Source organism: Streptomyces sp. NPDC033229 (assembly GCF_055576875.1).
This window is the reverse complement of the sequence record NZ_JBVIQR010000016.1, coordinates 112,774-127,061: the sequence shown is the minus strand read 5'-3', so window position 1 is coordinate 127,061 and position 14,288 is coordinate 112,774. Positions and strand designations below refer to the sequence as shown.

Genomic DNA, 14,288 nt, shown 5'->3' with positions numbered 1-14,288 from the left:
TTCCTCCCCCCTCCCCCCCCCCCCCCCCCCCCCCCCCCCCTCTCCCCCCCCCCCCCCCCCCCCCCCCCCCCCCCCCCCCCCCCCCCCCCCCCCCCCCCCCCACGACCGGGGATCCGTAAGGATCAGGCGCTGAGCGCGGCGCGCGCGAGGCGAGCCGTCTCGGACGGGGTCTTGCCGACCTTCACGCCCGCGGCCTCGAGGGCCTCCTTCTTCGCCTGTGCGGTGCCGGACGAACCGGACACGATCGCACCGGCGTGGCCCATCGTCTTGCCCTCGGGCGCGGTGAAACCGGCCACGTAGCCGACGACCGGCTTGGTGACGTTGGCCTTGATGAAGTCCGCGGCCCGCTCCTCCGCGTCGCCACCGATCTCGCCGATCATGACGATCAGGTCGGTGTCGGGGTCGGCCTCGAACGCGGCGAGCGCGTCGATGTGCGTGGTGCCGATGACCGGGTCGCCACCGATGCCGACGGCCGAGGAGAAGCCGATGTCACGGAGCTCGTACATCATCTGGTAGGTCAGCGTGCCGGACTTCGACACGAGACCGATGCGGCCGGGCTTGGTGATGTCGCCCGGGATGATGCCGGCGTTGGACTGGCCCGGGGTGATCAGACCGGGGCAGTTCGGGCCGATGATCCGGGTCTTGTTGCCCTTGGCCTTCGCGTACGCCCAGAAGGCGGCGGAGTCGTGGACCGCGATGCCCTCGGTGATCACGACGGCCAGCGGGATCTCGGCGTCGATCGCCTCGACGACGGCGGCCTTGGCGAAGGCCGGCGGCACGAAGAGCACCGACACGTCGGCACCGGTCTTCTCCATCGCCTCGGCGACGGAGCCGAAGACGGGCACCTCGGTGCCGTCGAAGTCGACACTCGTGCCGGCCTTGCGCGGGTTGACGCCACCGACGATGTTGGTCCCGTCGGCCAGCATGAGCTTGGTGTGCTTCATGCCCGTGGCGCCGGTCATCCCCTGGACGATGACCTTGCTGTCCTTGGTGAGGAAGATAGCCATGGTTGTGGAGTCCTCGTCCTTTACTTAGCCGCAGCCAGCTCGGCGGCCTTGTCGGCCGCGCCGTCCATGGTGTCCACGCGCTGCACCAGCGGGTGGTTGGCGTCGGAAAGGATCTTGCGACCCAGCTCCGCGTTGTTGCCGTCGAGGCGCACGACCAGCGGCTTGGTGACGGCCTCGCCCTTGGCCTTGAGCAGCTCCAGCGCCTGGACGATGCCCTTGGCGACCTCGTCGCACGCGGTGATGCCACCGAAGACGTTGACGAAGACGGACTTGACGTCCGGGTCGCCGAGGATGATCTCGAGGCCGTTCGCCATCACCTCGGCGGAGGCGCCGCCACCGATGTCGAGGAAGTTGGCGGGCTTGACGTTGTCGTGCTTCTCACCGGCGTACGCGACGACGTCCAGGGTGCTCATGACGAGACCCGCGCCGTTGCCGATGATACCGACCTGACCGTCGAGCTTGACGTAGTTCAGGCCCTTGGCCTTGGCGGCCGCCTCGAGGGGGTTGGCCGCGGCCTTGTCCTCGAGCGCCTCGTGCTCCGGCTGGCGGAAGTCGGCGTTCTCGTCGAGCGAGACCTTGCCGTCGAGGGCCAGGATGTCGCCGTTGGCGACCTTGGCGAGCGGGTTGACCTCGACGAGGAGCGCGTCCTCGGCGACGAAGGTCTTCCACAGGGTCACCATGACCTCGGCGACCTTCTCGGCCACCTCGGCCGGGAACTTCGCCTGGGCGACGATCTCGCGGGCCTTCTCGATGGTGACACCGGTGTTGGAGTCGACCGGGACCTTCGCGAGGGCCTCGGGGGTCTTCTCCGCGACCTCCTCGATGTCCATGCCGCCCTGCACCGAGGCCATGGCCAGGAAGGTGCGGTTGGTGCGGTCGAGGAGGTACGAGACGTAGTACTCCTCGAGGATCTCGGGAGCGGTCTCGGCGATCATCACCTTGTGGACCGTGTGGCCCTTGATGTCCATGCCGAGGATGTCCGTCGCGCGAGCGACGGCCTCGTCCGGGGTGGCAGCAAGCTTCACGCCGCCGGCCTTACCGCGGCCGCCGACCTTCACCTGCGCCTTGACGACCGAACGGCCGCCCAGCTTCTCGGTGGCCTCGCGCGCCGCCTCAGGCGTGTCGATGACTTCACCGGCCAGCACCGGTACACCGTGCTTGGCGAAGAGGTCCCTCGCCTGGTACTCGAACAGGTCCACGCGCGTCAGTCCCTTTTCCATGGATATCGCGGTTCGTTGTCTGCGCGGGCGTGCCGCAGGCAGCGTGACGACGCGATCTTTGACGAGGGCGGCACACGTTCACCGTTGACGCGGCATGTCCGTCTCGCAGGTTATCCCCGAGGGAGGGAGGTCCCTAAATCGCAGGTCACACTCAGGCCGTGATTACGCTCACAGATCGCGACAGCGCCCGTACTCATATGGGTATACAGGGGTCCGACCGGCGGCGGCACGCACCGCCCGCCGACACCGCGCGTCTTCGTCAGCCCGCCGCCCCCGATCCGCCGTGCGGGGCAAAGGATTCGGGCACGGGCAGCGGCCTCTTCTCCAGGGCCGCCGCCATGACCTCCGGGAAGAGATCGGGCGTACAGGCGAACGCGGGCGCCCCGAGGGCGGCCAGCGCCGCCGCGTGATCACGGTCATACGCGGGGGCGCCCTCGTCGGACAGCGCGAGCAGCGTGACGAACCGGACCCCCGCCGCCTTCATGGCCGCGACCCGCTTGAGCATCTCGTTCCGGATGCCGCCCTCGTAGAGATCACTGATGAGGACGACGACGGTCTCGGCCGGCCGGGTGATCCGCGACTGGCAGTAGGCGAGAGCGCGGTTGATGTCCGTGCCACCGCCGAGCTGCGTACCGAACAGCACGTCCACAGGATCGGACAGCTGGTCGGTGAGGTCCACGACAGCGGTGTCGAAGACGACCAGGCGGGTGTCGAGGGACCGCATCGAGGCGAGGACGGCACCGAAGACCGAGGCGTAGACGACGGAGGCGGCCATCGACCCGGACTGGTCGATGCAGAGGATCACCTCCTTCTTCACCGACTGCGCCGCGCGGCCGTAACCGATCAGGCGCTCCGGCACGACGGTGCCGTACTCGGGCAGATAGTTCTTGAGGTTGGCCCGGATGGTGCGATCCCAGTCGATGTCCCGGTGGCGGGGGCGGCTGATGCGCGCCGAGCGGTCCAGGGCGCCGGCCAGCGTGGCCCGGGTGCGGGCCGTGAGGCGCTTCTCCAAGTCCTCGACGACCTTGCGGACGACGGCCCGCGCCGTTTCCTTCGTGGTCTCGGGCATCACCTTGTTGAGGGACAGGAGCGTCCCCACCAGGTGTACATCCGCCTCGACGGCTTCGAGCATCTCCGGCTCCAGCAGCAGGGCGGACAGCCCGAGCCGGTCGATGGCGTCCCGCTGCATCACCTGGACGACGGACGTCGGGAAATACGTCCGGATGTCCCCCAGCCAGCGGGCGACCTGCGGGGCCGACCCGCCGAGCCCGGCCGCGCGCCGACCACCGCCGGGGCCCGCGCCCGAGCCCTGGCCGGAGCCGGGGCCGGAGCCGTAGAGCGCCTCCAGGGTGCGGTCCATGGCGGCGTCGGTGCCCCCGAGCGCGCACCCGGTGCCGTCACCGCCGCCCTCCCCGCCGAGCACCAGCCGCCACCGCCGCAACCGCTCGGCGGCGGGATCCGTGCCCTGGCTCTCTCCGGCCGTGTGACTCGCGTGACTCGCGCCGGGTGCCCCGCTCGTCCCGTTCGCCGTCGTCGCCGTCGTTGCTCGCGCCGCTGTCGTCGCCGTCGTCATTGCCCTGCTCCCCCTGCCCGCGCCATGGCGGGCGTCAATGCGTCGATGTCCCTGCCCGCCCCGGCAGCCGGATTACCGCCCGTGTCCCCTCCGCTCTCCATCCCCAGCAGCAAGCGCATTGTCGGCAGCACGGCCGCCGCCCGCCCGGGGTCGAGGTCCGGGCCGAAGCCGGGGGCGCCGCCCGTGCCCCGGGCCGCCGTGCCGTCGGCCGCGCCGCCCCTGCGGACGAGCTCACCCAGCGTGCGGCGGACACTCGCGTCGTACGCGGAGAAGGTGCGGCGCAGCAGGGGCAGTACGTCCGTGAACGCCTCGGCCGGCACACCGAGGAGCCAGTCGTCGACGAGGGTGAGCAGGCGCTCGTCGTGGATCAGCAGCATGCCGCCGGAACCGCCGGTGCCGACGAACCCCTCGATCCAGGCCGCCGCCTCCGCCGGTTCGGTGCCGACCGAGAGGGCGAGACCCATGAGCCTGGCCGCCCGGTCCTCGGCGAGCCGTCCGTCGTCCAGCAGGAGCCGCGCGGCCCGCCCCCGGATCACCCCGGGCAGCCCCTCCCGCTCGGCGAGCACCTCGAGCACACCGGCCCAGCGCCCCCGTATGCCGGACGAGCCGGGCTCGGCGGGACCGTTCGAGGTGGTGGGATCGTCGATGGAGGCAGCCAGGGCCGGGGCCGGCGCTTCCGCCAGAAGGGCCACGGATCGGTGCACGGCGTCCAGATGCCCCCGCATCTCCTCCGCCGCGTCCGTATCGAGCCCGGCGCAGGCCGCCGGGAGGCCGACGAAGACTCGCTCCGCGAGACCGGTGGCCACGTCGCCGAGGGCGGCGGTGTCGCTGCGGCGGACATCGCCGTAGCGCACGGAACGGACCAGCGCGGGCAGGGCCTGCGCCAGGTGCGCGACGTCGGCGTCGAGGGCGGCGCGGTCGGCGAGGACGCGCATCACAACGGGGAGGGCGTCCGGGAGGGCGGCCAGCAGGCAGCGCTCGGCGAGGGTGGTGACCTCGGCGAGCGCCGCGGACCCGACGGCCTCGGACTCGGCCTTGGCGGTGGCCGCGTCGACCACGGTCGTGCCCCACACACCCGCCTCGGCGACCCGTACGGACAGCTCCGGCTCCCAGCGGAGCCGCCATGTCTCGCGGAAGGTGCCCAGGCCGCCGCGCGAGCGCACCGGCTCTCCCCAGCCGATGCCGAGCAGCCGCAGCCTGTGCAGCAACCGGCTGCGCGCGGCGTCGGTGTCCTTGCGCAGGTCGAGCTCCCAATCCCGCTCCTGACCCTCGGGTTTGAGGCGCAGGGTGCGCTGAAGGCGGGACAGGTCGCGCTGGAGAGGCGTGGCCGGCGCCGATTCGGGAACCTCGCCGAGTACGTCCCCCACGACGAGCCGGTCCCGTACGAGCGCGAGCGGGACGTCGGAGCCGTCGCACATCACCGCCCGGACCGCGTCGGTGGTCTCGGTGAGTCCGGCCAGGGGGCGGCCCCGCATGGCCGCGAGGGTATCGGCGAGCCGGACGGCCTCGATGACGTGGGCCGAGGAGACGGGGTGGTCCTCCTCGCGCAGCAGCCGGGCGACGGTGGTCATCCATCGCTCGACGGGCCGGTCCGGGGCGTGGAAGAGATGGCCGTACCAACCGGGTGAGGCGATGCCCGCCCCGTATCCGCTGTGGCGGGAGAGCCGGCGGTTGGTCCACGGCACCCAGCTGAGCTGGGGCTTGACCTTCGGCAGCCCCTTGAGAGCCTGCCGGTCGGCCGTGACGGTCCGCTTCTCGGTGAGGGCCGGCACGTGCCAGGCTCCGCAGACGACGGCGATCCCGTCCCCGAACTCGCGTCGGGCTTCGCGCAGCTTGAGCCGCATGTGCGCCTCGCGCGTGGCGTCGCTGCCCCCTTCGCATCCGCCGTCGCATCCGCTGTCGGTGCCGGTCTCGTTGTCGGTGCGGGTATCGCTGTCGCACCCGCTGTCGCCGAAGGTGGCGCGCAGCTCGGCCATGGCCTCGGCGATGGCCTGGAAGGGCGCGAGCGCGTCGCCACCCGACCGGCTTCCGGCGCGGCGGTGCTCGACGGCGTCCTCCCACCACAGCTCCGCGTCGTCGTACCCGGCGGCTGCCGCGAGCGCGGCCAGGGGATCGAGGCGGGGCGCCGGGCAGGGGCCGGAGGGCCGGTCCGGGGAGCCCGGAGCGTCGTCGGCGGGCACCGGCGACGGGCCCCGGCCCGCGCGGGTCAGCGCGAGCGAATGCGCGGCGGGCAGGTCGATGAAGCGGACCGGCACGTCATGGGCGAGGGCCCACCGGATGGCCACCCACTCCGGGGAGAACTCGGCGAACGGCCAGAACGCGGCCCGCCCCGGGTCGTCCGTGGCGTGGGCGAGCAGCGCGACGGGCGGACGCATGCCGGGGTCGGCCGCCAGGTGAACGATCGCGTCCGCCTCGGGCGGTCCCTCGATGAGCACCGCGCTGGGCGCGCACTGGTCGAGCGCCGCCATCACGACCCGCGCGGAGCCCGGGCCGTGATGGCGTACGCCCAGCAGCACCGGGGTGGGCCCGCTCATACGGAGACCTCGCGGCACGCGCGGTAGAAGTCCTTCCAGCCGTCCCGTTCGCGGACGACCGCTTCCAGGTACTCCTGCCAGACGAGCCGGTCCGCCGCCGGGTCGCGGACGACCGCGCCGAGGATCCCGGCCGCCATGTCGCCCGCGCGCAGCACGCCGTCGCCGAAGTGCGCGGCGAGCGCCAGGCCACCGGTGACGACGGAGATGGCCTCGGCGGTGGAGAGCGTGCCCGAGGGCGACTTGAGCTTCGTACGCCCGTCGATGGTGACCCCGTCGCGCAGTTCGCGGAAGACGGTGACGACGCGCCGGATCTCGGCGAGCCCCTCGGGGCCCGCGGGCAGGTCGAGCGACCGGCCGATCTGGTCGACGCGGCGGGCGACGATGTCGACCTCGGCGTCGGCGGTGGCGGGCAGGGGCAGGACGACGGTGTTGAAGCGGCGGCGCAGCGCGCTGGACAGTTCGTTGACACCGCGGTCCCGGTCGTTGGCCGTGGCGATCAGATTGAATCCGCGCACGGCCTGCACTTCCTGGCCCAACTCGGGGATCGGCAGGGTCTTCTCGGACAGGATGGTGATGAGCGTGTCCTGCACGTCGGCCGGGATCCGGGTGAGCTCCTCGACGCGCGCCGTCCTGCCCTCGGCCATGGCGCGCATGACGGGGCTGGGCACGAGCGCCTCCCGGCTGGGGCCGTGGGCGAGGAGCCGGGCGTAGTTCCACCCGTAGCGGATCGCCTCCTCCGGTGTGCCCGCCGTGCCTTGGACGAGGAGGGTGGAGTCGCCGCTGACGGCGGCGGCCAGATGCTCGGACACCCATGTCTTGGCGGTGCCGGGCACCCCGAGCAGGAGCAGCGCCCGGTCGGTGGCGAGCGTGGTGACGGCGACCTCGACGATGCGGCGCGGGCCGACGTACTTCGGTGTGATGACGGTGCCGTCGGACAGCGTGCCGCCGAGCAGATACGTGGCGACGGCCCACGGCGACATCCGCCAACGCTCGGGCCGGGGCCGGTCGTCGGTCGCCGCGAGGGCCCTCAGCTCCTCGGCGAAGGCGTCCTCCGCGTGCGGTCGCAGGGCTTCGGTCTCAGTTCCGGGCACGGTCACAAGTCCCCCTCGTCGTGCGGTTCCGGGATACGTGAACCACCATGCACCCACCCACTGACAATCGGCCTCGCCAGCACGAAACCGCTGGTCAGAGCGATTGTCAGTGGGTGGGCCTAGCTTCGTTGACATGAATCCGCAGGGGGAACGCTGGACGGCGGAACAGGTGCTCGCGCTGGCTCCTGACGCCGCATCACGCAAGGCGGGCGCCAAGCTCGCGGCGCCCGGCCCGTGGTCGGCCGCGGGAGCGCGTACGGAGGGGGGCGCGGGCGCGGTCTGGGGGGAGTGCGCGGGCAGTGGGAGCAAGCCGTACCGGACGGTCGTGGACCTGTCCGGGCACGGTGGGGGGTCCGGCTTCCACTGCTCGTGCCCGAGCCGCAAGTTCCCGTGCAAGCACGCTCTGGGCCTGCTGCTGCTGTGGACGGAGGGCGAGGGCGCCGTCCCCGCCGACGCCGAGCCGCCCGGCTGGGCCGGGGAATGGCTGGCGCGGCGGCGGCAGCGCGCGGAGCGTGCCGCCGAGCCACAGCCACAGCCACCGGCCGATGGCCCGGCGTCCGTGTACACCGAAGCGGCCCGCCGCCGCTCCGAGCGCCGCGCGCAGCGGATCGCCGCCGGGGCCACGGAGTTGGAGCAGCGGCTCACCGACCTGTTGCGGGGCGGCCTCGCCGCCGCCGACAGCGGCTCGTACGGGCCGTGGGAGGAGACGGCGGCCCGCATGGTCGACGCGCAGGCGCCCGGGTTGGCCGCGCGGGTGCGGGAGTTGGCGTCCGTGACCGGCTCCGGTGCGGACCGGGCCGCGCGGTTGCTGGAGGAGTGCGCGTTGCTGCACACCCTCAATCAGGGCTATCTGCACCTCGACCGGCTGCCCGAGGCGCTGGCCGCGACGGTGCGCACCCGGGTCGGCATCACCTCGGACGCGGCGGCCCTGCTGGCGACCACCGCCCCTGTCCGCGATCTCTGGCTCGTCCTGGCGCAACAGGACAGCGACGACGGCCGGTTGGTCACCCGGAAGATCTGGCTGCACGGCCGGTCCACGGGCCGGACGGCCCTGCTCCTGTCCTACGGAGCGGGCGGACGGGCGCCCGAGCTGTCCCTGCCCACAGGGCTCGCCCTGGACGCGGACATCGCGTACTACCCGGCCGCGCGGCCCTTGCGTGCCGCGCTGGGCACCCGCCACGCGGCACCCGCGCCCAGCCCCGCACCGCCGGCGGGCGGCGACGCCGCGGCGGCCCTCCGCGCCTACGGCGAGGCCTTGCGGGACGACCCGTGGCTGGAGGCGTGGCCCACGATCGTCTCGGCCGTGACCCCGGTCCCGGGCCCCGAGCAGGGCTGGCAGTTGGCCGACGCGCACGGCGGATCGGCGCTCCCCGTCGACCCCCGGTGCGGCGACCGCATGGGCCTGTGGCGGCTCGCGGCGATATCCGGCGGCTCCCCGGTGACGGTCTTCGGCGAATGCGGCCACCGGGGCTTCACTCCCCTGACCACATGGGCGCCGGAGCCGGTCGCGCTCTGACGACGCCCCACCCGGCCGGGCCGCCCGGCGGTCGGCAGTCGGCGGTCGGCGGTCGGCGGTCGGCGGTCGGCGGTCGGCGGTCGGCGGTCGGCGGTCGGCGGTCGGCGGTCGGCGGTCGGCGGTCGGCGGCACTCCAGGCCACATTCCACAGGAAGGTCAAGCTCATGATCAGCACCTGGGACGAGCTCGTCACCACGGCCCTGCTCGGCACCGAGCGGCGCACTCCGCCCACCCCGCCGCGCCCCGGGCAGGACGCCGCCGCGGCGCTGCTGGACGTCGCCGCGCTGTATACCGTGCAGCGGCGCGCCGGGCTGTTGCCGGTCGCCGCCAGGGAGCTTCCCGAGGCCGCGCCCGAGGACCCGCGGCCGTCGCTGCCGCCCGCCGCCCGGCGGCGGCTGGAGCTGCTGCTCGCCGACCGGGCCGGCCCCGGCGGCGGTGCCGGACGGCGGGGTTCCGCGCCCGACCTCGTGGAGTTGCTGCCCCAGTGGCTGGCCGCCGCCAACGGTCATGGTTACCGAGCGCCCGCCGCGTTGCTGCCCGCCCTGCTCGAAGCGGCCCGGGCCCGCTCGGACCTGCGGCCGCAGGCGCTCGCCCTGGCCGGGCCCCGCGCCCTGTGGCTCGCCCGGCTCAATCCGCAGTGGAAGTACGCGCTGCGCGGCGGCCCCGCGCCCGCCCCTGGCACGCGCCCCTCCGACGCCGGGGCGGCGCAACGGATGTGGCAGGAGGGGCTGTTCTCCGAGCGGGTCGCCCTGCTCTCGTCCGTACGGCGGCGCGATCCCGCCGGTGCGCGGGAGTTGCTCGCCACGACGTGGCCGACGGAGCGGGCCGAGGACCGGCTGATGTTCCTGGACTCCCTGCGCGAGGAACTGTCCCTCGCCGACGAACCGTTCCTCGAGCAGGCCCTGGCCGACCGCAGCCGCAATGTGCGGGCCACCGCGGCCGAGCTGCTGTCCGCCCTCCCCGGCTCCGCGCTCGCGGCCCGGATGGCCGAGCGGGCCCGCTCCTGCGTCGGCCTCGACCGCTCGGGGGGCAGCGTGCCGCGTATCGCCGTCGAGGCACCGCACGAGTGCGACGGCGGTATGCAGCGGGACGGCATCGTCGCCAAACCACCGTCGGGGCGGGGCGAGCGGTCGTGGTGGCTGAGCCAGTTGGTGGAGGCGACACCGTTGCACACCTGGTGTGAGCGGTTCGGGGTCACGAGCGCGGCCGAGGCCGTGGCGCTGCCCGTCGCCGACGGCTGGCAGCCGGACCTGCACGCCGCGTGGTGCCGGGCGGCGGTCCGGCAGCGGGACGCGGAATGGTCGCGGGCGCTGCTCGGCCCGGCGACGTCACCGCCCGCCCCCGAGGGCTCCTCGTGGCGGGACCCCGCGAAGCTGCTGTCCGCGCTGCCGGCGGCGGAACGGGCGGAGTGGGTGGCGGAGTTCATCGCCACCCACGGGCTGTCGGAGGCGTTCCGGCTGCTCGGGGTCTGCGCGGTGCCGTGGGCGGAGCCGCTGGGGAGAGCGGTCGTCGACGCCCTGGACATCGCCCGGGACGCGGGCAGCTACCCCTGGAGCTTCAGCGGCGTGATGGGCCTGGCCGAGCGCTGCCTCGACCCGGTCGAGGCCGATCGCCTGGAGGTCCTGACGGCCCTTCCCGACGACCCCCAGGACGGCACGGGCGCCCCCGGCGCTGTCGCCTATTGGTCCGAAGCCTTCCAACGCCTCGTCGGCACACTGCGGCTGCGCGCCACGATGCGAGCGGAGCTCGCGGGGTAGCGGCCTTGTGCGCCCGTCCCGGCCGGGGCGGATTCCCGAGCGACTCGGGGATTACCACCGGCACCTGACGGAACGCTCGCCCCCGCCGCGCGGGGCCGAGCGCCCGTCAAGCGGAACGGTGCTGCCCGATGATCACACCGGCTGGCGGACGTTGGCGTTGACCCACTCGACGATCGACGTCGTGGTCGCGCCGGGGGTGAAGATCTCCGCGACCCCCTGCGCCTTGAGCGGAGCGATGTCCGCCTCCGGGATGATGCCGCCACCGAAGACCTTGATGTCCTCCGCTTCGCGTTCCCGCAGCAGCTCGATCACCTTCGCGAACAGCGTGTTGTGGGCGCCGGAGAGGATGGACAGGCCGATCGCGTCGGCGTCCTCCTGGATCGCGGTGTCGACGATCTGCTCGGGCGTCTGGTGCAGCCCGGTGTAGATGACCTCCATGCCGGCGTCGCGCAGCGCACGCGCGATGACCTTGGCGCCGCGATCGTGGCCGTCGAGTCCCGGCTTGGCCACCACCACGCGGATCGGACCGGTCACTCCCATCACTGCCTCCATCTACGACTGCCGTCACCGGCCGAGGTCCCGGGCCCGGAGGCCGGGGAAGTGAACGAACGTTATCGCCAGCATCCCGCACCCCGCCGTTTCACGGAGGAGAGCGAGGGGGAAATCACACGTGGGACAACATGTTCAACACGTTCGCTACACACCGCGCCCGCACCTCCGCGCCCGGTGGGCCGTCCGGCCGCCCGGGCCACCGAGCAGCCGGGCGCGGTGGTCGCGACGGGAGCCGCGCTGCGGCCGCAATGGCACTCGCCCCGCCCGGGCCGCACGGCAGGCGGGGCGACGAACGTCGCCGCGCAGCCGCCACGAGTGCACACGGGGGACGGAGCCGCCTGCTGTGCGCAGTTCAGGAGGTCGGCCATGGGGGCCCTGCCCTTTTTCTTCCCCACCCTCGTTCGCCCTTCGGCGGCGCTGGTGCGGTCCACGGTGTGGGAGCTGTTGATCCTCGCGGGTCATCTGCTGCTCTATCCGACCGGCCTGGCGCAGGAACGCCGCCCGCCGCCCCTGCCCGTACCGCCCGCGCCCCCGTCCCCGCCCCCCGCACCGCCCCCACCGGCAACCGCTCCCTCACCCGCACCGGCACCCACGCCCGCGCCCGTCGAGCCGCACCACCCGCCCGTGCTCCTCCTGCACGGCTTCATCGACAACCGCTCGGTCTTCGTCCTGCTGCGCCGTTCGCTGCGGCGGCACGGCTGGGCCCAGGTCTCCTCCCTCAACCACTCGCCCCTGACCGGCGACCTCCGCACGGCGGCCGCGGTGCTGGGAGGGCATATCGAGGAGATCTGCGGGCGGACGGACCAGGAGCGGATCGACATCGTGGGGCACAGCCTCGGCGGCCTGATCGCCCGCTACTACGTCCAGCGGCTCGGTGGGGACACCCGGGTCCGCACCCTCGTCACACTCGGCACTCCGCACCGCGGCACGACCGTGGCACCCCTGATGTCCGCACACCCCCTCGTACGGCAGATGCGTCCCGATTCGGAGGTCATCGCGGAACTGTCCCGGCCCGCCCCCGATTGCCGTACGCATTTCATCGCCTTCTGGAGCGACCTGGACCAAATCATGGTCCCCGTCGAGACGGCTCGAATCGATCATCCGGATCTGTCGGCGCGCAATGTGCGGGTGAGCGGCGTCGGGCATCTCGCGCTGCCGGTCCACTGGGCGATCGCGGCCGGCATCCGGCAGGCGCTGGCCGCCGAGGAAGCGGTGGCCGACGCGACGGGAACGTCCTCGGTCGCCTGACCCGGGTGCCCAGCCGGCCGACCGGCTGGTCCCTCGCACAATCGGCGATCACTTCGAACATATATCGAACGTCAAACCTATTCCTCGGGGTTCAGTCCACCGAAAGGCGGCCAAATGCCCGGACCCCGAGGGATCGAAACGTGACGAAGATTGTCGCCGTCCCGTACCGCCGGGTACAGTCGCCGCTAATTCACCTGCTGCCGAGGCGAAATGGAAGTGGTGGTGAACGACCGTCACCCGTCGGCGGGCCCAACCCCGACCGTTCCCACTCCCGATGCCTACGGGCATTACCCGGCGCATGAGCAGCAGGGCACCCAGCAGGGTTATGCCCCCTATGGCGGCTATGACACCGGGCAGTGGGACACCACAGGCCAATGGGACACCACCAGTCAGTGGGGAGTCACCGGCCAGACCCAGACCTGGGACTTCAGCGCCGCGCAGCAGACCGGGCAGTGGGACACCACCACGACCGGCCAGTGGGACGCGAACGCCTGGGGTGCGGGCAGCTCGTACGACACCTCTGGGCAGTGGGACACGGCCGGGCACACGCAGGGCGGGTTCCAGCCCCAGTCGGCGTTCCCGGGCCAGGAGCACCCCCAGACCCAGACGTGGGACACGTCCGGTCAGTTCCAGGGCTGGGACACCTCCGGCCAATGGGACATGAGCGGTCAGACGCAGACGTGGGACACCAGCGCGTACGCGACCCCTGACGACACGCACGGAGCCGGCCCCGGTCACGGCCACGAGGCCACGCGCGAACAGCCGCACGAGACCCCGCACGACGCGACCGTCATGACCGACCTCGGTCTCGCGGAGCTGAACGCGCCGGGCTCCGACAGCGGCTTCGATCCCCACTACGGCACCGGCTTCGACTCCGGCTGCGACACCGACACCACGGCGGGCACGGAGCCCGGGCCGCGTGTCGTCGCCGACGCCGAGACCCGGACCATGGAAGCGGTGACCGCACCGCCGCGCCGGGACGACCGGCCCGAGGACGCACCCGAGGAGACGCGCAGCGGCCAGGGCCGCAGCCGCCGCAAGGGCGCGCCCGCGAAGGCCGGTTACCGCCCGCGCCGCAAGGCGCTGCTGACCGTCGCCGTGCCCTCGGTCGCCGTCATGGGCGTCGCCGGCATCGCCGCCGCCTCTGTCTCCACCGGCGGGCAGAGCGACACCAAGCAGACCCAGGCGGCCACCGCCCCGGACCCCTCCGCCATCAAGCCCGCCATGGCCAACAACAAGCTGGACACCCAGCTCGCGAGCCTCAGCAAGGGCGCCGACGACTTCGCCAGCCGCGCCAGCCGCACCCAGGAGCGCATCGACCTCAAGACGCGCCAGGAGGAAGAGCGCAAGCGCAAGGCGGAGGAGGCGGCCCGCAAGGAGGCCGAGCGGCCGAAGTTCGCGCTGCCCGTGGCACAGCACGGGCTCAGTGCCTACTACGGCCAGGCGGGCGTCAACTGGATGTCGACGCACACCGGCATCGACTTCCCCGTCGGCTACGGCACCCCCGTCATGGCCGCCACCGACGGCACCGTCCGCACGCAGTACAACGTGGCCTACGGAAACATGGCCATAGTGACCTCACCCGAGGGCGTCGAGACCTGGTACTGCCACCTGAGCAGCACCAAGCTGCGGTCCGGCCCGGTCAAGGCCGGGGACGTCATCGCCTACTCCGGCAGCTCCGGCAACTCCACCGGACCGCACCTGCACTTCGAGGTACGGCCGGGCGGCTCCGCCGTCGACCCGCTGCCGTGGCTGCGCGGCCAGGGCCTCGACCCGACGTAAGCGCGACA

At 73.0% G+C, this 14,288-nt stretch carries 10 protein-coding genes; 4 read left to right on the top strand and 6 right to left on the bottom strand.

Annotated features, from left to right (window positions below; genetic code table 11):
- Positions 1 to 122 precede the first annotated feature (122 nt).
- The 5 genes from sucD to ACZ53N_RS16750 form a co-directional block, all read right to left on the bottom strand.
- Positions 123 to 1,007, bottom strand: a complete 885-nt coding sequence (sucD, locus tag ACZ53N_RS16770; protein ID WP_362213222.1) for a succinate--CoA ligase subunit alpha — start codon at positions 1,005 to 1,007, stop codon at positions 123 to 125.
- A gap of 20 nt (positions 1,008 to 1,027) precedes the next feature.
- Positions 1,028 to 2,206 carry an ADP-forming succinate--CoA ligase subunit beta gene (sucC, locus tag ACZ53N_RS16765; protein ID WP_130880256.1) on the bottom strand — a complete coding sequence of 393 codons (1,179 nt, stop codon included), beginning with the start codon at positions 2,204 to 2,206 and terminating at the stop codon, positions 1,028 to 1,030.
- Between the two features lie 280 nt (positions 2,207 to 2,486).
- Positions 2,487 to 3,800 carry a VWA domain-containing protein gene (locus ACZ53N_RS16760; RefSeq protein WP_469141584.1) on the bottom strand — a complete coding sequence of 438 codons (1,314 nt, stop codon included), beginning with the start codon at positions 3,798 to 3,800 and terminating at the stop codon, positions 2,487 to 2,489.
- On the bottom strand, positions 3,797 to 6,334 hold the full coding sequence (locus ACZ53N_RS16755) for a DUF5682 family protein (RefSeq protein WP_469141583.1): 2,538 nt from the start codon (positions 6,332 to 6,334) through the stop codon (positions 3,797 to 3,799). Before ACZ53N_RS16755 ends, ACZ53N_RS16760 begins: the two co-directional genes overlap by 4 nt.
- Positions 6,331 to 7,431: an ATP-binding protein gene (locus tag ACZ53N_RS16750; RefSeq protein WP_469141582.1), complete on the bottom strand. Its 1,101-nt coding sequence runs from the start codon at positions 7,429 to 7,431 to the stop codon at positions 6,331 to 6,333. The genes ACZ53N_RS16755 and ACZ53N_RS16750 overlap by 4 nt, the downstream gene beginning before the upstream one ends.
- A gap of 127 nt (positions 7,432 to 7,558) precedes the next feature.
- Here ACZ53N_RS16750 and ACZ53N_RS16745 point away from each other — a divergent pair, with 127 nt between their 5' ends.
- Entirely contained in the window at positions 7,559 to 8,941 is a 1,383-nt protein-coding gene (locus tag ACZ53N_RS16745; RefSeq protein WP_469141581.1) for an SWIM zinc finger family protein, read from the top strand.
- A 164-nt stretch (positions 8,942 to 9,105) separates the two neighbouring features.
- Positions 9,106 to 10,698, top strand: a complete 1,593-nt coding sequence (locus ACZ53N_RS16740; protein ID WP_469141580.1) for a DUF5691 domain-containing protein — start codon at positions 9,106 to 9,108, stop codon at positions 10,696 to 10,698.
- 132 nt (positions 10,699 to 10,830) lie between these two features.
- On the opposite strand, the gene ACZ53N_RS16735 is transcribed toward ACZ53N_RS16740, so the two are convergent.
- Complete coding sequence (locus ACZ53N_RS16735) at positions 10,831 to 11,238, bottom strand: cobalamin B12-binding domain-containing protein (RefSeq protein WP_130879464.1); 408 nt, start codon at positions 11,236 to 11,238, stop codon at positions 10,831 to 10,833.
- 378 nt (positions 11,239 to 11,616) lie between these two features.
- Here ACZ53N_RS16735 and ACZ53N_RS16730 point away from each other — a divergent pair, with 378 nt between their 5' ends.
- Together ACZ53N_RS16730 and ACZ53N_RS16725 are read left to right on the top strand one after the other, a co-directional pair.
- The gene (locus ACZ53N_RS16730; protein ID WP_469141579.1) at positions 11,617 to 12,498 is read left to right on the top strand and encodes an esterase/lipase family protein; all 882 of its coding nucleotides are present in this window, start codon (positions 11,617 to 11,619) and stop codon (positions 12,496 to 12,498) included.
- 222 nt (positions 12,499 to 12,720) lie between these two features.
- Positions 12,721 to 14,280 (top strand): M23 family metallopeptidase, encoded by a 1,560-nt coding sequence (locus ACZ53N_RS16725; protein ID WP_469141578.1) that lies wholly within the window; start codon positions 12,721 to 12,723, stop codon positions 14,278 to 14,280.
- Positions 14,281 to 14,288 lie beyond the last annotated feature (8 nt).

Coding starts and splice junctions, on each gene's coding strand:
- ACZ53N_RS16735 (WP_130879464.1), bottom strand. CDS start 11,238: ATGGGAGTGACCGGTCCGATCCGCGTGGTGGTGGCCAAGCCGGGACTC.
- ACZ53N_RS16730 (WP_469141579.1), top strand. CDS start 11,617: ATGGGGGCCCTGCCCTTTTTCTTCCCCACCCTCGTTCGCCCTTCGGCG.
- ACZ53N_RS16755 (WP_469141583.1), bottom strand. CDS start 6,334: ATGAGCGGGCCCACCCCGGTGCTGCTGGGCGTACGCCATCACGGCCCG.
- ACZ53N_RS16740 (WP_469141580.1), top strand. CDS start 9,106: ATGATCAGCACCTGGGACGAGCTCGTCACCACGGCCCTGCTCGGCACC.
- ACZ53N_RS16760 (WP_469141584.1), bottom strand. CDS start 3,800: ATGACGACGGCGACGACAGCGGCGCGAGCAACGACGGCGACGACGGCG.
- ACZ53N_RS16745 (WP_469141581.1), top strand. CDS start 7,559: ATGAATCCGCAGGGGGAACGCTGGACGGCGGAACAGGTGCTCGCGCTG.
- sucD (WP_362213222.1), bottom strand. CDS start 1,007: ATGGCTATCTTCCTCACCAAGGACAGCAAGGTCATCGTCCAGGGGATG.